The organism is Shewanella psychropiezotolerans (assembly GCF_007197555.1).
GTDB classification, from domain to species: Bacteria; Pseudomonadota; Gammaproteobacteria; order Enterobacterales; family Shewanellaceae; genus Shewanella; species Shewanella psychropiezotolerans.
In genome coordinates this window covers 1,911,615-1,935,051 of record NZ_CP041614.1, presented here as the reverse complement: position 1 = coordinate 1,935,051, position 23,437 = coordinate 1,911,615, and the positions used below count along the sequence as shown (strand labels likewise).

General features: G+C 46.5%; 17 protein-coding genes. 6 read left to right on the top strand and 11 right to left on the bottom strand.

Going from position 1 to position 23,437, the window contains the following annotated elements; genetic code table 11:
- Nucleotides 1-293: 293 nt before the first annotated feature.
- On the bottom strand, nucleotides 294-887 hold the full coding sequence (locus tag FM037_RS08590) for an NTP transferase domain-containing protein (RefSeq protein ID WP_144045657.1): 594 nt from the start codon (nucleotides 885-887) through the stop codon (nucleotides 294-296).
- A gap of 24 nt (nucleotides 888-911) precedes the next feature.
- Here FM037_RS08590 and yqeC point away from each other — a divergent pair, with 24 nt between their 5' ends.
- Together yqeC and yqeB are read left to right on the top strand one after the other, a co-directional pair.
- Nucleotides 912-1,844 carry a selenium cofactor biosynthesis protein YqeC gene (gene yqeC, locus FM037_RS08585; RefSeq protein WP_144045656.1) on the top strand — a complete coding sequence of 311 codons (933 nt, stop codon included), beginning with the start codon at nucleotides 912-914 and terminating at the stop codon, nucleotides 1,842-1,844.
- Nucleotides 1,845-1,877: 33 nt separating this feature from the next.
- Nucleotides 1,878-3,473: a selenium-dependent molybdenum cofactor biosynthesis protein YqeB gene (yqeB, locus tag FM037_RS08580; protein WP_144045655.1), complete on the top strand. Its 1,596-nt coding sequence runs from the start codon at nucleotides 1,878-1,880 to the stop codon at nucleotides 3,471-3,473.
- A 475-nt stretch (nucleotides 3,474-3,948) separates the two neighbouring features.
- On the opposite strand, the gene nifJ is transcribed toward yqeB, so the two are convergent.
- From nifJ to ygeW, 7 genes are all read right to left on the bottom strand, one after another.
- Nucleotides 3,949-7,590, bottom strand: coding sequence for a pyruvate:ferredoxin (flavodoxin) oxidoreductase (gene nifJ / locus FM037_RS08575; RefSeq protein ID WP_144045654.1), 3,642 nt, complete (start codon nucleotides 7,588-7,590; stop codon nucleotides 3,949-3,951).
- 9 nt (nucleotides 7,591-7,599) lie between these two features.
- Nucleotides 7,600-9,231 carry an NAD(P)-binding protein gene (locus FM037_RS08570; protein ID WP_144045653.1) on the bottom strand — a complete coding sequence of 544 codons (1,632 nt, stop codon included), beginning with the start codon at nucleotides 9,229-9,231 and terminating at the stop codon, nucleotides 7,600-7,602.
- 114 nt (nucleotides 9,232-9,345) lie between these two features.
- A complete protein-coding gene (gene arcC / locus FM037_RS08565; protein WP_144045652.1) occupies nucleotides 9,346-10,248 on the bottom strand; it encodes a carbamate kinase in 903 nt (300 codons plus the stop codon).
- Nucleotides 10,249-10,340: 92 nt separating this feature from the next.
- Nucleotides 10,341-11,741 (bottom strand): dihydropyrimidinase, encoded by a 1,401-nt coding sequence (hydA, locus tag FM037_RS08560; protein ID WP_144045651.1) that lies wholly within the window; start codon nucleotides 11,739-11,741, stop codon nucleotides 10,341-10,343.
- A gap of 116 nt (nucleotides 11,742-11,857) precedes the next feature.
- On the bottom strand, nucleotides 11,858-13,069 hold the full coding sequence (locus FM037_RS08555) for a YgeY family selenium metabolism-linked hydrolase (protein ID WP_144045650.1): 1,212 nt from the start codon (nucleotides 13,067-13,069) through the stop codon (nucleotides 11,858-11,860).
- 106 nt (nucleotides 13,070-13,175) lie between these two features.
- Nucleotides 13,176-14,387 carry a diaminopropionate ammonia-lyase gene (gene dpaL, locus FM037_RS08550; RefSeq protein ID WP_221937487.1) on the bottom strand — a complete coding sequence of 404 codons (1,212 nt, stop codon included), beginning with the start codon at nucleotides 14,385-14,387 and terminating at the stop codon, nucleotides 13,176-13,178.
- A gap of 73 nt (nucleotides 14,388-14,460) precedes the next feature.
- Nucleotides 14,461-15,651 carry a knotted carbamoyltransferase YgeW gene (gene ygeW, locus FM037_RS08545; protein WP_185976984.1) on the bottom strand — a complete coding sequence of 397 codons (1,191 nt, stop codon included), beginning with the start codon at nucleotides 15,649-15,651 and terminating at the stop codon, nucleotides 14,461-14,463.
- A gap of 386 nt (nucleotides 15,652-16,037) precedes the next feature.
- Between ygeW and FM037_RS08540 the strand changes: the two genes are divergently transcribed.
- Together FM037_RS08540 and FM037_RS08535 are read left to right on the top strand one after the other, a co-directional pair.
- Entirely contained in the window at nucleotides 16,038-17,777 is a 1,740-nt protein-coding gene (locus tag FM037_RS08540) for a sigma-54 interaction domain-containing protein (RefSeq protein ID WP_227992583.1), read from the top strand.
- A 746-nt stretch (nucleotides 17,778-18,523) separates the two neighbouring features.
- Nucleotides 18,524-19,084 carry a CBS domain-containing protein gene (locus tag FM037_RS08535; RefSeq protein WP_144045648.1) on the top strand — a complete coding sequence of 187 codons (561 nt, stop codon included), beginning with the start codon at nucleotides 18,524-18,526 and terminating at the stop codon, nucleotides 19,082-19,084.
- A 129-nt stretch (nucleotides 19,085-19,213) separates the two neighbouring features.
- On the opposite strand, the gene FM037_RS08530 is transcribed toward FM037_RS08535, so the two are convergent.
- Nucleotides 19,214-19,600, bottom strand: a complete 387-nt coding sequence (locus FM037_RS08530; RefSeq protein WP_144045647.1) for a DoxX family protein — start codon at nucleotides 19,598-19,600, stop codon at nucleotides 19,214-19,216.
- A 114-nt stretch (nucleotides 19,601-19,714) separates the two neighbouring features.
- Nucleotides 19,715-20,137 carry an organic hydroperoxide resistance protein gene (locus FM037_RS08525; protein ID WP_144045646.1) on the bottom strand — a complete coding sequence of 141 codons (423 nt, stop codon included), beginning with the start codon at nucleotides 20,135-20,137 and terminating at the stop codon, nucleotides 19,715-19,717.
- A gap of 304 nt (nucleotides 20,138-20,441) precedes the next feature.
- Here FM037_RS08525 and FM037_RS08520 point away from each other — a divergent pair, with 304 nt between their 5' ends.
- Both FM037_RS08520 and FM037_RS08515 read left to right on the top strand, forming a co-directional pair.
- On the top strand, nucleotides 20,442-20,912 hold the full coding sequence (locus tag FM037_RS08520) for a hypothetical protein (RefSeq protein WP_144045645.1): 471 nt from the start codon (nucleotides 20,442-20,444) through the stop codon (nucleotides 20,910-20,912).
- A 236-nt stretch (nucleotides 20,913-21,148) separates the two neighbouring features.
- Complete coding sequence (locus tag FM037_RS08515) at nucleotides 21,149-22,159, top strand: lipid A deacylase LpxR family protein (RefSeq protein WP_144045644.1); 1,011 nt, start codon at nucleotides 21,149-21,151, stop codon at nucleotides 22,157-22,159.
- Between the two features lie 108 nt (nucleotides 22,160-22,267).
- On the opposite strand, the gene FM037_RS08510 is transcribed toward FM037_RS08515, so the two are convergent.
- Nucleotides 22,268-23,422 (bottom strand): response regulator, encoded by a 1,155-nt coding sequence (locus FM037_RS08510; protein WP_227992585.1) that lies wholly within the window; start codon nucleotides 23,420-23,422, stop codon nucleotides 22,268-22,270.
- Between the last annotated feature and the right edge of the window lie 15 nt (nucleotides 23,423-23,437).

Here is a 23,437-nt window from a genome sequence, read left to right as displayed (position 1 = left end):
CAAACAAGCAAAAAAAATCGTGATCTTGGTCAAGATTGAGCAGCAAATATTGTATTTTCATCTGAGATGGCAAGCTAACGAGGTGATAAAACAAGCAGAAACAGAGCTTTGTAGCTCAGCGAGATAGGAGATGATCTCCACCGAGTGATCTTCTCTATCAATTTGATAAGTTATTTAAGATCAGGGTCACATCAGAGCATTTATTTTAACGTCATAGGACATTTATCAAGGCCTGATAAGTCATCGAGAAAATCATCTAGGGTAAGGATCACATCAGAGCATTTATTTAAACGTTATAGGGCATTTATCAAGGCTTGATAAGCCTCTGGGGTATCGACATCCTGATGGATCACAGGCGTAGTCAGCCCCATATAAGTCACGGTTTTCCTGTTGAGGATGGACTTCATTTTACTGCCAGCCGGCGCCGCTATGATTGCCAAAGCTAAGGAGGAAGGCAGCAACACAGGATGACCACTATGTTCAGTATCTCCCGGAAACAGGCTAGATTCGCCTCTTAGTTGCCACATAGCGCGAAACACATCTGCGCCTATATTGGGCATATCACCGTGAGCGATAAAGAAGTACTCACTGTTAACCTGAGCCACTCCAACCTGAATAGAAGTAAACATGCCTTGGGTAAACTGCTCATTGATCACCACCAAGACATTAGGGCGATCACGATATCGCTCAAGCAGTTCCTGACCCCTATGGCCTGCAACTAAGATGACTCGAGAGCAAAAACTCAGCGCATTTTCAATACTTTGATCAAGAATTGTATGATGGCGATATGCTAGCATCATCTTCCAGTCACCCATACGCGATGACAAACCCGCGGCAGGCATCACGCAATCGATGTTCTGGTAAACAGGCTCTGGAATCAATGGCATGCTGGTATTCTCCTGGATAAGTTTATGATGTTATTCGACGCTATTTATAATCAAGATCATGCATCGACCCAACTGCTGGCCCTCGTCGGCGGCGGCGGTAAAAGCACCACAGCCTTTGTGCTTGCCCGCCAGGCTAAAGCCCGAGGATTAACGGTCTTAATCACCACAACCACTAAGATGTACCTGCCCAAATCGGACCAGTTCGATACTATCATAGACGCTGAGAATTTAAGCTATCAAATTGATAGCCATGATAGCTCAGCTAGCCAAGCAGCCCCTCGAGCGTTTATTTTTACAACAGTCTCTCCCGGCTGCGGCGATACGACCGAGTCAGCGCCTTCACAGACAAGGCACTATACTCCTTCATCATGGCCGACAGCAAACATCTGCTTCTGCTATCAAGACATTATTGAACACCCTGAAAACAAAGAAAAAAACAAAGTTACCGGCATATCGTTCGCCATGTTGGATAAGCTAAAATCCGCGGCATTATTCGATCTAATCATCATAGAAGCCGACGGCGCAAAACACTTACCGATTAAAGCCCCTTCTGGGCATGAGCCTTGCATTCCTTCCTCTGTTGATACTGTGATTGCGGTCACCGGTTGCGAAGTGATTAACCAGAAAATCGATCCTAGACAGATCCATCGTTGGACTGATTTTCAACATATCACCCAATGCAAGACTAGCGAGATTCTGGATCAACAGGTTTTGGGTAGGCTAATAGCCCACGAAGACGGCATGTTTAAACACGCTCCCAACAGAGCAAAGCGAGTCTGGATCATTAATAAGGTCGAACTTTCACCTAACTATATAGCAGTGAAAGCACTCGCAATGGCTCTACTCAGGCAGGAGATGCAGCTCGACGTCATCTGCTTAGCGAACATGCAAGCATCTATACCCATAAAAGAGGTGATGACTAAAAGGTCAATCACTATGAGTGACGAGGACGGATGAATTAGCCGCCTCCTTTCGTACAAGGTCAAATTTATGAATATTTTTGCTCATGCTGCTGAATTAGAAGAACTCAATATCCCTTTCGCCCTGGCTAATATCCTCGAAACATCAGGCTCGGCTCCCAGACATCAAGGACAAATGATAATTAAAGCCGACGGCACCACACTAGGTACCATAGGTGGCGGCATGATTGAGCGCTATGTTATCGAACAAGCCATCGAGGCTATCCAGCAAAGAGATCCCAGAGTGGTAAAAGGCCGTATGACCCGCACCGGCCCCGATTCCATGGACATGGATTGTGGCGGCACTATGTCGATACATATCGATGTATTTGGATTAAAAGCCCCCTTAATTCTTATCGGTGCGGGCCACGTCAACCAAGCCGTGGCTCAGGCCGCCCATGTCTTAGGTTTCGACATTACTGTCGTCGATACCTATGCCGACAGCTTAGCCGAGGAGAACTTCCCACGAGGCTGCAAGCAGGTCTTTGCTGAAACCATGGAACAGGCCATCGATAAGCTCACTATCACAGATCAAACTTATCTGGTTATCGCCTCAAACCATGAAGATAAAGACGCGATCACTAAAATTATCAAACAAGAAACCAAATATATCGGCCTGTTAGCCAGTAAACGTAAGTTACAGACCCTGTTTAGTCACCTGAAAAATATTGGCATAAGTGATGAGCGAGTCCAAGCCGTCTACTCTCCTATCGGCTTTAGCATAGGGGCTGAGACGCCGGAAGAGCTCGCCGTCAGCATCATGGGCGAGATATTGAAGGTCAAAAATGGTGCCGCCGGTGGCCTGATGAAAGACGATCCCCGCATCAACCGCAAACGTTTAGTACTGATCCGCGGCGCCGGTGATATCGCCACCGGGGTTGCCATACGTCTGCACAATGTCGGCTTTAAAGTCGTGATGACAGATATTGCTAAACCTGAGGTTATCCGTCGCTCCGTCTCCTTTGCCCAGTGCCTATTCGATGACACAGCCACAGTCGAGGGGATCACCGCCCAAAAGGCCAACTCTTATAATTCGATCTTTAAGCTCATCGATAAGGGTATGATCCCTGTATTGGTCGATGAAGAGTGTAAAACTGCCGCCAAGTTACAGCCAAATTTTGTGGTCGATGCCATTCTGGCTAAGCGCAATTTAGGCACCACAAAAGCACTGGCGCCACACACAGTAGCACTCGGTCCAGGCTTTATGGCTGGGGTGGACTGCGATGCCGTTATCGAAACTAATCGTGGCCATCATTTAGGCCGCATCATATATCAAGGTGAAACAGCCCCTAATACCGGTATTCCCGGCAACATCGGCGGTTACACCCACCAAAGGGTATTAAGAGCCCCCGAAGCCGGCACCATGCGCTGCCATGTCAGCTTGGGCGACATAGTCAAAGAGGGCGAGCTTATCGCCCAAGTGAACGACACCCCCGTCATAGCGCCCATGTCCGGCAAGGTCAGGGGCCTGCTTAATGAGGGGCTAGAGGTTCACCAAGGTCTTAAGATTGGTGATATCGACCCAAGGGGAGATAAAGCCGATCACCTGAGCGTATCCGATAAAGCCCGTGCCATCGGCGGCAGTGTGCTGGAGGCATTGCTACACTTAGATATGCGCAGCATATAACGACGGAGCCAAAGATTTAGCGAACCATAGTTTAACTTGAGCAACAGGCAAGCTTAAAGCAAGAGCTAGGCAAGAGTTAAGCACAAGAGATTCAACCTTAGGGAGCCAGCAGGCTCCCTTTTTAGTGTTTGATTGGTCTGATGCGCGAGTATTGAACAAGCCAACGGCAAACCTGCTGGGTGTTCTCTTGATTGAATAGTGAATAGTGAATAGTGAATAGTGAATAGTGAATAGTGAATAGTGAATAGTGAATAGTGTGATGAACGAGCTTGGAGCGACTCAATAGCCATGGGTATAAAATAGGGATGGCTATAAGAGTGGGATGATAAAGGTGTCACCTCTTGTCGATGACACCTAATACCATTCCATATAAGTATCTGGTCAGTTCAGATACTTACTCGGAATGGTATAAATGAACGAATAAAAAATTGGAGGCGCGGTCGTCACCTCCATAGGATTAAGTCCACTCTAACGATTAATGGATATCCTCAACATCGACTTCCACATGAGCCGCAACCGCACCTCCTGGGCGTGACGCTATCTCCTCATAGAGTTTCCATCGACGCTCCAGAACATGCTGGGCCCGGTTTGTTAGTGACTCGGCTAAATCAGGATCACTGCGTGTCAGCATATTGAATCTAGCCTCATGGGAGCGATACTCCTTCAAGGAGATGCTGGGTCTCAGTGAATCGAGTGAGAATGGATTCTCTCCTACCTCACGCAATTGCGGGTTGTACCTAAACAATGGCCAGTGACCCGACTTAACCGCTAACTGCTGCTGGCGTAGCCCTTTTTCCATGTCGATACCATGGGCAATGCAGTGACTGTAAGCGATGATGATCGAGGGTCCTTTGTAGGCTTCTGCTTCTCGCATGGCCAACAGTGTCTGCTGTGGATCGCCACCTAGGGCAATACGAGCAACGTAGACGTTGTTATAGGAGATAGCTTGCATCGCCACATCTTTCTTGGTGGTCTGCTTACCCGCTGCAGCGAATTTAGCCACGGCGCCCAGAGGCGTCGATTTAGACATTTGACCGCCGGTGTTAGAATACACTTCGGTATCCATCACCAACACATTGACATCAGCACCGCTGGCTAACACATGATCTAAACCACTAGAGCCAATATCGTAAGCCCAACCATCACCGCCTATTATCCAGATTGAACGACGGATCAGCTGATCGGCAACCGAGATAAGATTAAGCGCATCTTCCGTTCCATGCTTCTCAAGCTCAAGTTTCAGCTCGTCGACGCGTTTAATCTGCGCCTGTATATCAGACTCAGATGCTTGTTCGCAATTGAGTAGCTTATCGATGAGTTCAGGCCTGAGATCCCCTTGCGGGTCTTGACTGATACGAACCAATAACTGCTTAGCCATCTCTTGTTGCTTAATGGCCGCTAAACGGAAACCAAAGCCAAACTCGGCGTTATCTTCAAACAGTGAGTTAGCCCAAGCAGGACCACGGCCGGCATCATTCTTAGCCCAAGGTGTGGTGGGTAAGTTACCGCCATAGATAGATGAGCAACCTGTCGCATTGGCGATCATTAAGCGGTCACCAAAGAGCTGAGACACTAGCTTAAGGTAAGGTGTTTCACCACAACCAGAGCAAGCACCCGAGAACTCGAACAGAGGCTGCAGGAACTGAGCGCCACGAACATGTGAGAAATCCACTCGTGATCTGTCGTTGTAGGGGATTGAGGTAAAGAAATCGAGATCTTTCTTAGCTTGTTCCATATACGGCCCTTTAGGCTGCATATTGATGGCTTTAACCTCAGGACTTGTATCTGTTGCCTCTTGTATCACCATAGGACAAGCATCGACACACAAGGTGCAACCGGTACAATCTTGTGCATAGACCTGCAAGGTGTAACGGGTATCGGGGAAACCGCGAGCGGTAATGGTATGAGACTTGAAGCCATCCGGCGCCTTGTTAAGCAGAGACTTGTCATAGAACTTGGCGCGTATCGCCCCATGAGGACAGACGATTGAGCAGTTACCACATTGGATACAGGCTGTCTCTTCCCACACAGGGATCTGCAGGGCGATATCGCGCTTCTCCCACTGGGTCGTGCCCGATGGGTAGGTACCATCTACAGGTAGCATAGACACAGGGATGAGATCGCCCTTACCTGCCATCATCTTAGCGGTAACTTGTTTGACAAAATCAGGGGCTTTTTCATCAACTATGGGTCTATCAATCACTTTGGCGGTGACTGATGCGGGTATCTTCACCTCTTCGAGGTGGGCTAAGGTGTGATCCACTGCGGCGAAGTTTTTCTCAATGACCTTAGGCCCTTTATGGGTATAGGTTTTAACGATGGACTTTTTGATCTTATCGATGGCGACGTCTTTTTCTAACACCCCAGAAAGGGCAAAGAAACACGTCTGCATTATGGTGTTAATGCGCTTGCCCATGCCTGTATCTTCCCCCACCTTGTAGGCATCGATCACATGCATGCTCATCTTTTTCTCAATCAATTGAGACTGCATCTTGGCGGGTAGTGTATCCCACACTTTGTCGGCACTGGCTTGGGTATTAAGCAGAAACACGGCGTTTTCTGTCGCCTTAGCTAACATATCGGTTGTATCGACGAAGGTCGCCTGATGACAGGCTATGAAGTTGGCCGATTGAATAAGGTAAGGGCTGTTAATGGCATGGTTACCAAATCGCAGGTGTGACTCGGTTTGTGAGCCTGACTTTTTCGAATCATAGACGAAATAGCCCTGGGCGAAATAATCAGGATCTTCACCTATGATCTTGATGGTATTTTTATTCGCACCTACGGTGCCGTCGGCGCCTAGACCATAGAAAATAGCCCGCACCACATCCTTTGACTCTATGTCATAACTGGCATCAAACTCGAGGTGAGAATGGCAAACATCATCAATAATACCTAAGGTGAAATGTTTCTTTGGCTTGTCCTTAGCTAAGTTATCAAACACAGCGCTAACCATAGCTGGGGTAAATTCTTTGCTAGACAGACCATAGCGTCCCGCCACTAGCATAGGCATCTGCGACAGATTATCTTGCTCACTATAACTGTCGACCAGAGAAGTTAAGATATCTTGATAAAGAGGGTCGCCGTTAGCACCTGGCTCTTTGGTTCTATCAAGCACGGCTATCTTGTTAACCGTCTTTGGTAAGGCCGCAAACAGATATTCAGCACTCAATGGACGGTACAGTCTCACCTGTAATAGACCCACTTTTTCACCCGCCCGGTTTAAGGCGTCGACTGTCTCTTTAACGGTCTCGATACCTGAGCCCATGGCGATGATCACCCGCTCTGCGGCTTCATCACCATAAAACTCTATCAGTTTATAGTAACGGCCGGTGATATCACCGAGCTTATCCATGCAAGCCTGCACGATTTCAGGCGTCTTATTGTAAAACGCTGTCACGGTTTCACGCCCCTGGAAATAGACATCAGGATTTTGCGCGGTACCTCTAATAAAGGGCTTATTTGGGCTCAGACCTCGCTCTCTATGGGCTCTGACAAGTTTATCATCGATCATAGTGCGAATATCGCTATCACTAATAAGCGCAATCTTATTCACTTCGTGGGAGGTTCTGAAGCCATCGAAGAAGTGCATGAAAGGGATCCGCGCATCTAACGTGGCGGCGTGAGCCACCATCGCCATATCGTGGGATTCTTGCACCGAAGAAGATGCTAATAGCGCGAAGCCTGTGCCTCTGGCTGCCATCACATCCTGATGATCACCAAAGATAGATAACCCCTGGGCCGCCAATGAACGCGCGGCAACATGAAATACCGTCGCGGTGAGCTCACCGGCAATTTTATACATGTTCGGCAACATCAAGAGTAAGCCTTGAGAAGCCGTAAATGTGGTAGTCAGTGCGCCACTTTGCAGTGAGCCATGCACGGTACCAGCTGCGCCACCTTCGCTCTGCATCGAGGCGATAAGTGGGATCCCTTGCCAGATATTACGAATATCTTTAGCCGCCCACTCCTCTGCGAGCTCCGCCATGGTCGAAGATGGCGTAATGGGATAGATGGCACATACTTCACTGACACGATAGGCGATATGGGCCGCGGCCTCATTACCATCACAGGTGTGCATCGAAGCCGTGACTGAGTTTAATTCTGTTGTTTTCATATCTTGCTCCTAAGCCTGCTCGGCCGCTACCATCTCTATGGCATGACATGGACATTGGGAATAGCAAGCGTGACAACCGGTACACTTGTCATAATCAATCTTATAGCCTTTACCTTTGCCTAAGTAAGTGATCGCTCCATGAGGACAGGCTGCTAAGCAGCCATTACACTCGAAACAGTTACCACAGGAGTAACAACGCTGGGCCTCATAAAGGGCCTCTTGCTCGGTTAATCCGCCGAGCACTTCGTCAAAATTAGTGCGACGTTCGACAGGATCTGTGGCGGGTTGCTCACTTTGCTCTGCATCGGTTTTATACCAAAGGTGCAATTTATCTAGCTTGATGAGGGGCGTTTTTTCGACCTTAGTAAAGATGCGCCCTTGGAGGAAGGCATCGATATTAGCCGCTGCTTTCTTTCCATGGCCGACCGCGATGGTGACAGTGCGATCGCAAGGCACCATATCACCACCGGCGAACAAGCCTTTATAGCCTGTCATCATGTTGTCGTTAACCACAACACTGCCATCCCACTTATGCTCAACATCCGGAATGGCCTTAGTGAGCTTGGTATCGATATTCTGACCTAGAGCCAGAATTAACGAGTCGGCTTGCAGCGTCTCGAACTCGCCTGTTGGTTGAGGCTTACCCTCTGCATTGATCGCCATCTTCTCTAGGGTAAATTGCTGACCATCTATCTGATTGATAGTGCGCTGCCAATGAAACTCGACCCCCTCTTCCATGGCTTCGACACATTCAAAATCATGGGCAGGCATATTAGCCCGGTCTCGACGGTAGACCACTTTAACCTGGGCGCCAAAACGTTTAGCGGTACGCGCCGCATCCATGGCCGTGTTACCACCGCCATAAACCACCACGACGTTACCCAGCTTGGGTGCCTTGCCTAGCTCGACATCTCTTAAGTAAGAGACCGCATCGGTCACCTTTTCAGGATCGGCATTGGGGATGTCTACACCGCGGCCAATGTGAGCACCAATGGCGAGGAATACCGCATCGAACTGGCCACTCACCTTCTCGGCTAAGATAGACTCGACCTTAGTATTGAGCACAATCTTAATGCCCATATCTTGGATGCGTTGGATCTCTTGATCTAATACTTTGCGCGGTAAACGATAGGCGGGAATACCAAAATGCATCATGCCACCAGCCATGGGGGCACTATCACGGATCTCGACATCATGGCCCTTGCGCTTCAGATGATAAGCCGTTGCCAGACCACTGGGGCCGGCACCGATAATAAGTACTCGCTTACCACTCGGTTTGGCCTCGAAACGCACAGGCCATTTATGCGCTATGGCTTGATCGCCCAGATAACGCTCCACCGCGTGAATACTCACTGATTGGTCGACATCATTACGGTTACACGCACTCTCACAAGGGTGATAACAGACGCGGCCATGAATGGCTGGCATGGGATTATTCTTGATCAACGCCTGAAATGCGGCTTCATACTCTTCTTCTTGAGCGAGACTCAGCCACTCTTGAATATTACTGCCTGTCGGGCAGGCATGATTACAAGGAGGAAGTGAGTTCGCATAGATGGGAAACTTACTACGCACCGCGCCAGAGCCTTTCTTTGTAGTCAGATCTGGTGGTAGCGTCATATCTTTGGAAGTATGTCTCATATTTTTACTGCCTTAATATGGATCATATAATGCACCTAAGCTGAATGTATGCGTGGCGCAATCTATGTTTAAGCTTGTGCTAGCACAAGGAAATCCCCCTGTGCTCTACAGTGATTAATTACTCACGCAGGTTCCTGAGCGTTCAGCTAGTACATCGAGTCCATGCTCCAGAGCACCGATATAAGCCTTGCCGCCAAACGCGGCGAAGTCACTTACGGCTTCAACTTTGGGCCCCATGGAACCAGCTGGGAAATCATACTGGCTTAATTCAGCAGGCGTTGCATTGCGCAGGGCACGTTGGTTTTCAGTACCCCAGTCGAGATAGACAGCATCGGCATCGGTAAGAATAAGTAACTTCTCTGCGTTCAACTGCTTAGCAAGTAGTGTCGCCGATAAGTCTTTATCGATAACACCTTCTACACCCACATAACCGAGATCAGACTTACACACTGGAATACCGCCACCACCACAGCAGATCACCACTTCGTCAGCAGCTAGCAGAGTATCGATAGCATGCTTATCCAGAATATTGATCGGCTTAGGTGAAGGCACCACACGACGGATAAATTCACCATCACGCTTCATGATCCAGTTATTAGCTTCAGCTAAAACACCGGCTTCATCTTCGTTATATACCGGGCCAACAAACTTAGTCGGATCTAGCATGCTCTTATCATTAGCATCCACTTCGATGCGCGTCAGCAGAGTAGACACTTCGCGATCTGGCATTAAATTTTGAACTTCTTGAGCCAACATATAGCCAATCATGCCTTCAGTCTCGGCGCCCAACACATCTAATGGATAGGGAGATACCTTGGTATAAGCTAAGTTCTGTAGCGCTAACAGGCCAACTTGTGGGCCGTTACCGTGTACGATAGCGACGCGATAATCTTTAGCGATTTCGGCGATGGCTGCGGCAGCAATCTTTATATTGGCTAATTGGTTAGCATAAGTTGGTGCATCACCACGGCGTAGTAATGCGTTGCCTCCTAGGGCAACTACAGCGATAGGTTTCATAAATATTCCTTGACTCTCCGACTCATTAACCCGCGGTTCTGAAAGAGATGACTCTGAAGCCATCGCGAGTTAATTGTGGATAAAATGATGAATTAGATGTTGTTTTTATCGAACGGCTTGCGGTGCACGAAATGCCCTGCACCGGCTTTCCCTAGAAACTCACCATGATTTGCAACGACTTCTCCACGACTGATGGTCATGACTGGCCATCCAGTAACAGCATGTGATTCATAAGGGGTGTAGTCAGTATTGTCATGTAATCTGTCATGACTGATATTGACCTTAAGTTCAGGATCGAATAACACAATATCCGCATCCGAACCTTCCAGAAGGCAGCCTTTTTGTGGGTAAAGGCCGAATAGTTTTGCAGGTTTAAAACTGGTTACCTCGACAAATTTTTCAGGAGATATCCTGCCTTTAGACACCCCTTCGGAGAAGAGGAGTGGCATACGGGTCTCTACACCCGGCATGCCATTAGGGCAAGCGGTGAAGTCATCGACTCCCTTGTGCTTCTGGTCGTGGTAAGTAAATGAACAGTGATCGGTAGCGACCGTGTCTATGCTGCCATCCTCTAGCCCCAACCAAAGCTTTTCAAGTTCGGCTTTAGGCCTAAGAGGCGGGCTCATCACATATTTAACGGCATCTTCATTTTCATAGAGGCTATCGTCCAGCAACAGGTACTGCGGACAAGTTTCCGCCCAAACAGCTTGCTGGTTCTTCCTGGCTAAGCGGATATAGTCCAGGCCTAGGCCGTTAGAGAGATGGACGATATACAGGGGCGCGTTACCAGAGAGGCTAGCAAGGTTGATCGTGCGGGCAATCGCTTCCGCTTCACATTCCAGTGGACGACTGACGGCATGGTATTTGGGGGCAATTTTGCCCGCTTTAATTAGCTGAGCACGACGCTGTGCTATGGCGGCATCATTTTCTGGATGAACCGTTGTGAGTGCATTTAGCTCATTGAGACGCGCCATGGCTTTAAGGGTACTGTCGTCATCAAGCTTATAACCATAGGTGAGGTAGAGTTTGAAACTAGAGATGCCCTCTTTTTCAACCATGGTTTGCATATCAGCAAGCACTTGCTCATCTACATGCTGGATAACGCCATGAAAGCTATAATCGATCACCGCCTTATCTTGAGCGTACTCTTTATACACGGCGAGCTGGTGCCCTAATGAACAACCTTTAGGCCCAAAACCCATATGATCTATGATCATAGTGGTGCCGCCACAGGCCGCTGAACGGGTACCTGTGTAAAAGTCATCTATGCTGCGGCTAATGCCTACATCTATGTTGAAGTGGGTATGAACATCGATCCCACCAGGCATAACGTAGAGGCCTTGTGCATCGATAATCTTGGTCTCAGCCGGGGTGTCAGTGATGGTCTCACTCACTTTGGCTATCTTACCATCGATAAGTAGCAGCTGTTTTTTGGACTGACCATGGGCATCGACAAGCGTGCCATTAATGATCAGTATCGCTGTTGATGTCATCGAAACCGCTCCCAAGAAAAAGAAAAAAGAAAAAAAGAGAAAGTACAGAAAATAAAAGGCTTGGTATAAATGACACTTTAAGGGCGATGCAGTCGCCCTTAAAGTGTCTTGATTAATTACTTCTTAAGCTGATCTAGGTACATCATTGGGATCACGGCGTACATAGCCGCACACGTCACAAGATGAGCTTTCCAGGTCTTCTCGTTTGGTGCATGAGCTTCAGGCTCTTTACCCGGACCGAAACCGATAACGGGAATACCATGACGACCCATGATAGAGACACCGTTAGTTGAGAAGGTCCACTTATCAACGACTGGCTTCTTATCAAATAACAACTCGAATGAAGACTCGAGAGCCTTAGTAGCAACATGCTCGCTATCGATCTTCCAAGTTGGGAAGTAACACTCAGTGGGGTAAACAAGACCCGTGTAAGAAGGACGGTCGTACTCGTACATAGAGACAACGCCTTTAGCCTTCTGAACTGCAGGTAGAGCACGAATTTCTTCTAGTGCGCCTTCCCAAGTCTCACCCCAAGTTAAGCGACGGTCGATAGAAACAGCACAGCTATCGGCAACAGCACAACGGCTGGGAGATGTATAGAAGATCTCTGATACCGTTAACGTGCCTTTACCTAAGAAGTCATCATCGCCTAGGTTTTGCGCTAGCGCTTCAACTTCACCTAAGATGTGACCCATCTTGAAGATTGCGTTGTCGCCACGCTCTGGAGCAGAGCCGTGACAGCTGACTCCTGGAACGTCGATACGGATTTCCATACGACCACGTTGACCGCGGTAGATCTGGCAATCTGTAGGCTCGGTAGAGACGACAAACTCAGGACGGATCTTGCTCTGTTCGATAATGTACTGCCAGCACAGGCCGTCACAATCTTCTTCCTGAACGGTACCAGTAACGAGTAGCGTGTACTCACCTTCAAGACCGAGGTCTTTGATGATCTTACCTGCGTAAACCATAGAAGCCATGCCGCCTTCTTGGTCTGAAGTACCACGACCACCGATAATTTCGTCATCTTCCATGCCGATGTAAGGATCGAAAGTCCAGTTATCAAGGTTACCCACACCCACAGTATCTATGTGTGCATCCATGGCGATTAAATGTGGACCATGACCTATGTACCCCAGAATGTTACCCATAGGATCGATTTCAACTTTGTCAAAACCAACTTTTTCCATCTCTTCTTTAATACGTAAAACCACTTTCTCTTCGTCACAGCTCTCACTAGGAATAGCGATCATGTCACGAAGGAACTTAGTCATATCAGCTTTGTATTCTTCTGCTTTTACTAGTACTTCATTGAATGGAATTGTCATAATATTTCTCCAAGCTTGGATGGTGGTCATCACATCCAGCTTTTCTCGATTACTAAAAATACAGCTCAGTCATTGATGACGACACTAGGCTGTGTCTATTGAAAAATCACGCCATAGTTGGGTACTTGCCGCCCCAAACGATGTCACGGTAGTTAAGCGGGTCGGTATCGCCCTCGGTGTTGATTAACAGCACGACTGAGTCTTTGTTAAGACCCATCTTCTGCATCAAATCAGCTTTGTCTTTATGGAAATGAATCGCGGCGAGAAGTCCAAGACCAACGGCACCCGACTCTCCAGAAACTACACGAGGGTCTGTGCCCAGTGGATTACCGAATACACGCATACCAAGTGCAGCTACGGCGTCATCACACGAAACAAATTGTGTCGCACAGTCACGTAGCACTGGCCAGCCGATTGGGTTGGGCTCACCGCAAGCCAGACCCACCATGATGGTGTCAAGAGATCCATCGACATTGACCATCTCGCCATTAGCACTGATGCCAGAGCGATAGATACAGTCTGCAGTCTCTGGCTCAATGACCACTGAGTGCAATTTGTCCGGGCCATAAATAGAAGCCAGATAACCTAAGACACCACCGGCTAATGCGCCAACACCCGCCTGTAGAAACACATGGGTTGGTGCTTTCACGTTTTGCTCTGCCATCTGCTCAACGGCTTCAAGGGCTAACGTGGTATAACCTTGCATGATCCAAGTTGGGATCTCTTGGTAACCTTCCCACGCCGTATCCTGAACCACTTTCCAGTTGTTCTGTGCTGCAGTCTTGATGGCTAGTCGAACGGTATCGTCATAGTTCATGTCGGTAACAATACACTCGGCCCCTAGAGACTTGATGCTGTTAACTCGCTCGACAGCTGCGCCTTTTGGCATGTAAACGACGGCGTTCTGACCTAGCTTGTTAGCAGCCCAAGCCACACCACGACCATGGTTACCATCGGTAGCCGTCGCAAAGGTCATCTTTTCGGTGATATCATTTTTCAGTTTATCGAAGTCAAACGCATTAATATCAAGCTTGAATTCATCGCATAACAGACGCGCGATAGCATAGGCGCCGCCGAGCATTTTGAAGGCATTAAGATCGAAGCGGTGCGCCTCGTCTTTAACTAAAATTTTACCTAAACCAAACTCTTTGGCTAAGCAATCGAGAGATTGAAGTGGTGTTGACTGATAGCCTTCGATACCGCTATGGAAAGCGAGGGCTTTCTTAGCTTCCGCCGCAGTGAAAAGTGAAGACAGTTGACCATTGTAATGACGGTTATCAGCTATCTCCATATTGAGTGAGAATGTAGACACGGGCATACCTCATAGGTGAAAACAGATAGAGGGGCAGAGCTTTGCCCCAAGAATGTGTAAATGAATCAGCAAGAGTTAATTACTTAACGCGCTTTTTAGCATCTGTTAGTAACTCTTTTAGTATTTTTCCTGGCTCGGAAAACTTACGGTTTAGGATCATTGAGGCTATGATATATGGCTTCCAGCTTGCTTCTTTGTAAGTCGCGATACGGTACTTTTCAAATACTGACTCTTCAACTTCACCCTCTTTGCAAGACACCCCTGAGATATCGGCAGGTAGACAGTGCATGTATAATGCTTCGCCATCTTTAGTCTTAGTCATCATCTCTTCGGTACAATGCCAATCTTTATGCTTTGCATTTTGTGCAAGACACGCTTGCTCTAGCGCTTTTAGGCCCTCTTGGTCATTGGCACGTAACAGCTCGGTACGCTTGCCCATGACCTGATATGGAGCCCAAGATTTAGGGTAAACGATGTCAGCACCTTCGAACGCTTCGGCCATGGTATCGACCTGTGTGAAGCTACCGCCTGAGGCTTTAGCGTTCTTCTTCGCTTGCTCAACGACTTCAGGAATTAAATCGTAACCTTCTGGGTGAGCTAGCGTCACGTCCATACCGAAACGAGTCATCAAGCCTATGATGCCCTGAGGTACAGAAAGGGGCTTACCGTAGCTTGGAGAATAAGCCCAAGTCATAGCAATCTTCTTGCCTTTAAGTTCTTTAAGGTCACCGAAGTGCTCTTCAAGCCATGCAAGATCGGCCATTGACTGTGTTGGGTGGTCAATATCACATTGAAGGTTAATCAGTGCCGGACGGCTTGGTAACACGCCTTTTTCCACACCTTCATCCAGTGCTTCACCCACTTCACGCATGTAAGCGTTACCCGCACCTAAATACATATCATCACGAATGCCGATGGCGTCAGCACAAAATGAGATCATGTTGGCTGTCTCACGCACTGTTTCGCCGTGAGCAATTTGAGACTTACCTTCATCGAGGTCTTGTTGAGCCAGGCCTAACATGTTGATTGCTGATGCGTATGAGAAACGAGTACGAGTGGAGTTATCTCTAAATAGTGAGATACCCAAGCCATTGTTAAATACGTTAGTGGCAATGTTTTCATCGCGCATGGTTTTAAGGACTTTCGCAGTCTTAAGTACACGCTCTAACTCAGCAGGAGTTTGCTCCCATGTGAGTAGAAGATCTTTTTGATCTAATTGAGATTCAAGTTCATTAATTTCCTTGATAAGTGTATTGATGCTTTTCATCATTATTCCTACTTCTTTTGTGATTTTGTTGATACCTACTTATTAAAATAAGAGGCGATTACTGGAATTTTTGCAGAGGTCACATTGGATGTAGAGACTAAAAGCAAGATGGATGCCAAAACCAAAAAATAAAGGTAAGGCGTTGTTTTAAATGTTATTTGTGGTTTCAAAACAATAAAGTAGAGGGTTTGAAGTGAGAGGCACTATCATTGATAGTGATTAAAATGATAGCTCTCAGATGAGAATTATCATTCTGATACCCACAATGTGATGCGGGTAACATTTCTACACAAGCGCGTAACTTACTTAAATAAAATTATTCCATATCAAAACAAAAGAATGCCAGACACCTAATATCGATTGATGACAAAAATCATAAGATCACACAATTGAATACTGCATATACCTCTGAGCTGATGAAACTTCAGCCCACCATATTAGAATTCACCCAGAAGTTATCCGCCGTGTTGCAACTCGACGCGGAAGTGGTTGATGCCAATTTAGTGCGTATCGCAGGTACTGGGCCTTACAATAAATTCATAGGAAAGAAACTAAACACCAGTTCGAGAATTTTCAGATACATCATAGAAACCAAAAATAATAAGGTGGTCGTAAAAACTCGCACCGATCCTATATGTGAAGGCTGTACAACTCGGGACAGCTGTGAGGAAACCGCTTTTCTTGGTGTGCCAATCATACTCAATGAATCTTGTATCGGTGTGATCAGTTTAGTGGCATTTAATCAAAAATCACGGGAATTAATTAAGAATAATACTCAGTTATTTCTCGATTATATTCAGCATATTTCACAGATTTTTGTCATCAAGGTATCTGAATCTAAGAAGAGTAGCTCCGGGCTAGATGATGTTTTTTCCAGCTTAATAAACAATATGGATCAAGGGGTACTGGTTCTCGATGGCAGTAATCGGGTTTTACATGGCAACGCCCCAGCCTTAGCCAACCTGAATATCAGCCAAACGGAACTGACGAGTATCGAGATCAATATTCAGCCTTTGCTGGTGCATGACAATAAATTAAAAGGACCTGAGCAACATATTATTACCTTGGGAAAACGCCAGGAGCTAGTGGTAGGACAGTTTCATGTCATCAAGAGCCAGCAGCTGTTTTTAATGTCTTTTTATCAGCCCCACAACGCGATCTCCCAAGATGATACTTCGATGAATTTATTTAAAGATATCATAGGTGAATCCAGCCAAATGCTTCAGTTAAAAACCTTAATTTCCCGCGTAGCCAGGAGCCCATCGAGTATCTTGATCGATGGCGAGAGTGGCACGGGTAAAGAGGTCTTTGCTAAGGCTATCCACGCCCATAGTGATCGTAATAAACAAAGCTTTATTGCCATTAACTGTGCCGCCATCCCGGAGCAACTGCTTGAAAGTGAGCTGTTTGGCTATGTCAAAGGTGCCTTTACCGGTGCCCTGACGAAAGGTAGAGTCGGGTTAATTCAGGCGGCGAATAATGGCACCCTGTTCCTCGATGAGATCGGCGATATGTCAATGACACTTCAGTCTAAGCTGCTGCGCGTCCTGGAAGAGCGCGAGGTAATGCCCATAGGTTCTAACAGCCCAGTGCCGGTAAATATTCGTATTATTTCTGCGACCAATCGCAACTTCAAAGAGATGATAGCCCAGAATGACTTCCGTGAAGATCTCTACTATCGCCTCAATGTGATCCCTATGCATTTACCTGCATTGAGAGAGCGAAAAGGCGATATAGAACACTTAGTCTATCACTTCCTAGAGCGCCACTCTCACGCCATAGGCGCCTGCTATCCGGGGATCACAGAGACGGTGATTAACAGCCTGAATGCCTACCACTGGCCGGGAAATATTCGTGAACTGAGTAATCTTATCGAGTACCTGGTCAATATCGTGCCAGTTGGCGATCAGATCGATGTCGACCTGCTGCCCCCCTACTTTGATAATCAGGTCGAGGTTAGTGAGACCAAGACCAGAGTCACAGATGACTATCTAAATCTTGAAGAGATAGAGAAGATAAAAATAGAGGAGTGCATCTCCAGACTAGGTAACCGTAAGCTCGTGGCGAAGGAGCTAGGGATAGGGGTTGCCACTCTCTATCGCAAGATTAAGAAGTACCAACTGTCTTAAACTAAGCGTCTGGCTCGATTGAGGATTCGTGGATACTTGAGTAAACAAGAATAAAAAAACCTGCTAGTAAGCAGGTCTAATTAATCACAGGTGAAATAGGTGAAAAGCGCGTCGGGGGCTAGCTCATACTTACATTCTTACACACAGGGTTGTGCTATATCCCTCGCTAACCGCGCTGTAAGCCCAGAAACTAACACGGTTGCTACTCATAGACATGACATCAAAACTTACAAACCCAATCACTACCTATGATACGCTTTTCACTATTCAGTATAGTCAATATTTAGCCACTATTGCGTTTAAGAGACTAAAAATTTCAGTTATTGCGTAATGGGAACGTATTTCTACACTGGAGCCACTTCCCCTAATTTTCCTAGTTCCTTCAATATCCGCAGCAACGACTATGTCTCCCTATGAGTCTGGCCAATTAAAACTGAGCTACAACTGCATTTTAGCTATGCACTATTTTGGCCCCTCAAACGCTCAAACCCAAATAAGTTACAAAAATTAACATTAACCATCAATAAGTTACATAAATTAATTGTGATTAATGTGATTGACCCGCTTGCGTTATCTAACTTAACTTGGTAGGGCGCAAGCTTACTTCTGTAAACTCAGTGTTCGATGGCTCTTTCGCCTAACTGCTGATCATCTCGATAATCATGTAGCCATCCGCACGCATACAGAAGCCCCGGTCTCCCCTACAGACCTAAGCCTAAACCTTAGCAGTTTAAGGAATCATAAAAATGAGAAATTTAGAACTATTCAGTACCGCCTCAATCGATCATCTTCTCTGGTCATCAGATGAAGATATTACTAAGTTAAGCTCACCAGCCCTGTCTATCTTCACAGACTTCGATCACTCTCAGCCTATGGTCATCGACTCATCGACCCATGCACTCGAGGCTTTGGAAATCATGAATAAGACCCATGGTTTTATGCGCCTGGTTGTGGATAAGAACAATCACTTCTTAGGCGTCATCACCAAGCACAGACTGCTTCACAGAAAGATGGTCAAGCTAGCGAATAAGTTTGGCTCGAGTCTGGAAGAACTCTTAGTTACCGATATGATGATTCCAAGGGATAAGCTAATGGCTCTGGATTATGAGCAGATCACCACCGCCAATGTCAGTGATGTCGTCAGATCCTTACAGCAGAATGGTTTACACCATATTTTGGTGGTGGACCATCAGCAGCATCACATCAGAGGGCTGATCTCCGCCAATGATGTGGCACGAAAGCTCAGAGTTCCCATTGATATTGAGCAGCCACCTTCATTTATGCATATTTTCAAGACTGCAATCTAAAACTGATTGGTACTGGTACAGCTCCTGTAAAACCTGTACCAGTATCAATTGTTAGGCTGCTGAACTGGTGTCACATCTGCCGCATCAGCCAGTCTTAAAACAGTAAGCCACCAATGCTGGTTTACTGTTTTACTCAGCCTTCTCTTTCATTTTCGATGAGTGTCCGGCTAACACCAACAAACCAGCAAGAATACCTAAATTTTTGATGAAGTTTTGCATCTCATGGGCTCCCTCGATACCGGTATAGTTCCAGAAGTCATGTAAACTGAAATTGATTACAACCACGAGTGCAGCAAGCATGAGTGACACGGCTACAGTGTATCTATTGGCCATTAATGCCAGGGCGGCGAGTATCTCGAACGCCCCAGCTGTTGCCAATAACACAGGGATCATCACCATATTATGCTTAACCATCAGTGCCACATGCATATCCCAGCTAACAAACTTCATGATCCCGGGTAATAAGAAGTAGAGGGCTAACAATATTCTTCCACTGGTGATTAATGTTAGGTTCATAACTATTATCCTCTGATCTTAAAAGAACCAGACTCTGTTAATAGAGTCTGGTTCTTATTAGGAAGCTTTGCTTCGTTAATTAAGGTCTTTACTAAATAAACCGTTAAACAGCAGTTATATCAAGTGATCATTGACCGTCAGGGCCACATCGATATTACCTCTTACTGCATTTGAGTAAGGGCATACCTGATGTGCAGTCTTGACTAATTGCTCTGCCTGCTCTTGAGGTAGATCGAGTGTCACAGATAATGATGCAGTTAATCCAAAACCACCCTCTTCTCGTACACCAATCGTGACAGTCGCCGTAACGGGTGCCAAGCTTAATGTTAGTTTCTCTTCCCGTGCAACGTGTAAAATCGCATTGGAGAAACAAGCACTGTAACCGGCCGCAAACAGTTGCTCTGGGTTGGTAAATTCTCCGCTGCCCCCCATCTCTTTGGGGTAGCTAAGTGATAGACTTAACTTGCCATCATCTGTGGCCACATTGCCGTTACGACCAGCGCTCGCGGTTGCTTTAGTTTGATAGATTGCTTTCATAATTAGTCTCTCTTCCTGTATTAGTTCTCTGATATGAGTACTCTTGTTCAGTGCTTAGGTATTAGTACTCGGATTAAAATTTCAGCTCACACGCCAAATTAGATTGTGCGCAATTCAATTTAAGGCAACTCTATCAGCATTAAGCTAATCGCGCAACTAACTTGCGCGCAATTCAAATTATTATAAAGCTAATTCCCAAGTTAAAAGTAACGGAATGGTGTTTTATTAAGCGAATCGATTCAGCAATTGTTAAGTAAACTGACGCTAATATGCTCTGGTACTCGACTCATTACAGGAGGTAAATATGATCAAACCTATCTTAGGCTTCTTAGGGTTAGGCTTATTGGTGTTATCCGTAGGTATCTTTGCCGGTGAGATAGGCAGGGGGGACTGGACTCATCAGCAAGACTCTGGCAATGCTGCTGTAATAGCGACTTATGGTTATCAGAAGATGAAGGTATTAGACGCTGGTTCGGGTAAAGCTTCTGTCATTTTCACCAATGTTAACGACCGTGAATACTGCGCTGGCCAAGACGCCCTGTTTAACCCCATTAATGCCAATATAAATATTGAATTAGAGATAGATAGTCAACTGACAACCATAGCACTCCCCGCCTTAATTGGTTGTGATGATGGCGAGTCTTTCGCCCAGATAAAAGACACGGAAAGCATGCAGTTGATCGCTATGATGTACGATGCGAAAAGGGTACTTTTTCATCAACAAAGCTACTCATTAAACGGGTTTGAAAGAGCAGTGAAAAAGGTCATAGACTAAATTCTTGTAATCAAAATCGCGGCTAATGCAGACAAGATAAACATTGGCTAATACAAAACGTCACATTTATTTTATTGTGATATGCGACTGGCTTTGTTTATGCTTTTCTCTAACCATGCTCAAACCTGCCTCACTCACATTTGAAGTGAGCGCAAACTTTGCTTGGCAATAACGAGTTTCTTGTCTTTCAAGGAGAAGATTGACGAGTGAAATTCCCTCTAAGCTAGGAGTAAAATTTGTCCCATCTATTTTCTCGCTCCAATGTATTCGCTTCTGGTTTAGCAGCTAGTCTAGTATTGGGTATTCCAGCCGCACATGCAGGCCAATGGCATCTCCAACTCGATAATGACATCATTTTTGGCGATGATGGTAACTATACCAATGCCATCATCCTGGGCTGGGAAAGCGATACAGAGGCTGATTTGTCTTTTGCTCCGATGCCGGCTCAATGGCTTGGTTCACTCACCTTCTCACAAACCGATGCTGAGCACGCTTGGGGCTGGAAGGTCACCCAACAGATGTGGACACCAGGCATGATCGAAGTCGATGCACCACAAGCTGAAGATAGGCCTTATGCTGGCTATCTGGCATTTGAAGGTCATACGGCAAGCTATTCAGCTAGATTAGCGCAAAAAAACTGGCTCTCATTAGGAGTCGTTGGTCCAGCATCGGCCAATGAGCAAGTTCAATCCTTTGTGCATAAGGTCACGGGTTCCTCCGCTCCTCAAGGATGGCAATACCAAGTCGAAAATCAACTGACGCTCCAAGTCGCCTACGAAATTGACAGTTTGTTCATGCGTGGAGCGGCATTTAATAATGACTTTCTCGGAGAGACCCAATGGGATATTGCAGGCTTTAGTCATACACAATTAGGTAACTTTAGAAGCCAAACAGACTTAGGCTTAACCTTGAGATGGGGAAACGAACTGGCAAGTTCATTCGGTCGACTGAGTCAACATGCTGGCCAGTATGGCAATCTGTCCGCCACGGCCCAAAGCAGCAGCTTCATGGTCTATAGCCGCGCTTATCTAGGTTATCGCTTCAACGATCTCACCCTCGATGGTTCTCTCCCCTATGATTCACAAGTCGAGCTAGAAAGCAGACAAGCAGGCATCAATACCGGCATTATCTGGGCCCATCCAAGCTGGTCTATTGCCTGGACGTTCAATACCTACACCAAGGAATATCAGAGCGACACAGACAAGTGGCATGGCTATGGTTCTTTAGTGGTCAGTTGGAACTTGTAATAGAAGAGTCTACAAACGTTAGAGAGTGATGATGAACAGTCTCGATTGTAGACATGTTAGCCTTAGAGAGTATTCAATAAGGCTAACAACTGAAATAGAGAAAGTAAGTTAAGATAGATCGCCTTTTGAAGGCTCGTTGAGTGTATTAAAGAAGTCATACAAGCTTTCGAGAATTGCGCCAAGCTCACTGCTCACCACTTGTGTCTGACCCTGAGTCTCCTGCAGTTGCAAGGAGGTCTGGTCTGCCAAGGCCATCAACTTTTTCTCCTGATCTTCCTCTAATCCCAGGCCAAACAACATGCCTTCTAACTCGGACACCATGCCATGCATGATGCCTTGAGAGTTTTTATCGTGTTCAAAAAGCCGAATCGTAGTTCTTTTTATCTGCTCTTCCGCCACCGAGATGACTTGAGTAAAGATCTGTTGGCGCTGCTCTAGCATCACATTACGGGTCTTGATGTTAGCCAGTTGTGCATCTGCGATATCCATCAATACCGCTAAATGGTCTCTAAAACGACCACAGCGCTTCTCATCGTCTAAGGGCATATCTTTGATCAGCAGGACGATGTGAGGGTCTCGAATTACGGTGCGGATCCCGACACTTAAAATCCGCTCATGATGGACTACGAACCGAGACAAGACTTCGGCCTCTATACTCTCTTCATCACAGCCAATGTACGCTACAGAACCTGTATCGACTCGAGCCACCGCGTTCATACCAAACCTAGAGAGAATATTGATCATGGCACGGCCCACATCCTCGGCATTCTTGATCGATTGAACATCTTTAATAAATTGCACCACTTGCCCTAGCTCACTGTTGACAGTCATCGCCTCCATGGCAATGCTCACGGCCTCGGTCTCACTCGCCTTAGCTGCGCCCATATTCTGACGCTGCTCTAAACAATTGGCCAACTTAGCAAATAAGATCTCAGGCTCGACAGGCTTAACAATGTAATCATCGGCGCCGGCTTCATATCCGGCAAGACGCTCTTCATATGAGTCCAAACCAGATACAAAAATAATAGGCAAGCACTCGGATTGGTACTGCTTCCTTAAATGGACACAGACCTCATACCCCGAAATCCCAGGCATGTCGACATCGAGTAAAATGAGGTCAGGCAGAGACTTAGCCACCTCAATGAGGCACATTTCACCGGAAGCCACTTCGGACACTGAGTAATCACCTTCAAGCATAGCGCTGAGCATCAAGCGACAATCAGCAGTATCATCTACTATTAGTATATTTACATTTTCGCTCATGATTAATCCCATCGA

Bases quoted from the DNA above. Each gene is read 5' to 3' on its own strand.
- FM037_RS08590 (WP_144045657.1), bottom strand. From the start codon at position 887: ATGCCATTGATTCCAGAGCCTGTTTACCAGAACATCGATTGCGTGATG.
- yqeC (WP_144045656.1), top strand. From the start codon at position 912: ATGATGTTATTCGACGCTATTTATAATCAAGATCATGCATCGACCCAA.
- yqeB (WP_144045655.1), top strand. From the start codon at position 1,878: ATGAATATTTTTGCTCATGCTGCTGAATTAGAAGAACTCAATATCCCT.
- nifJ (WP_144045654.1), bottom strand. From the start codon at position 7,590: ATGAAAACAACAGAATTAAACTCAGTCACGGCTTCGATGCACACCTGT.
- FM037_RS08570 (WP_144045653.1), bottom strand. From the start codon at position 9,231: ATGAGACATACTTCCAAAGATATGACGCTACCACCAGATCTGACTACA.
- arcC (WP_144045652.1), bottom strand. From the start codon at position 10,248: ATGAAACCTATCGCTGTAGTTGCCCTAGGAGGCAACGCATTACTACGC.
- hydA (WP_144045651.1), bottom strand. From the start codon at position 11,741: ATGACATCAACAGCGATACTGATCATTAATGGCACGCTTGTCGATGCC.
- FM037_RS08555 (WP_144045650.1), bottom strand. From the start codon at position 13,069: ATGACAATTCCATTCAATGAAGTACTAGTAAAAGCAGAAGAATACAAA.
- dpaL (WP_221937487.1), bottom strand. From the start codon at position 14,387: ATGCCCGTGTCTACATTCTCACTCAATATGGAGATAGCTGATAACCGT.
- ygeW (WP_185976984.1), bottom strand. From the start codon at position 15,651: ATGATGAAAAGCATCAATACACTTATCAAGGAAATTAATGAACTTGAA.
- FM037_RS08535 (WP_144045648.1), top strand. From the start codon at position 18,524: ATGAGAAATTTAGAACTATTCAGTACCGCCTCAATCGATCATCTTCTC.
- FM037_RS08530 (WP_144045647.1), bottom strand. From the start codon at position 19,600: ATGAACCTAACATTAATCACCAGTGGAAGAATATTGTTAGCCCTCTAC.
- FM037_RS08525 (WP_144045646.1), bottom strand. From the start codon at position 20,137: ATGAAAGCAATCTATCAAACTAAAGCAACCGCGAGCGCTGGTCGTAAC.
- FM037_RS08520 (WP_144045645.1), top strand. From the start codon at position 20,442: ATGATCAAACCTATCTTAGGCTTCTTAGGGTTAGGCTTATTGGTGTTA.
- FM037_RS08510 (WP_227992585.1), bottom strand. From the start codon at position 23,422: ATGAGCGAAAATGTAAATATACTAATAGTAGATGATACTGCTGATTGT.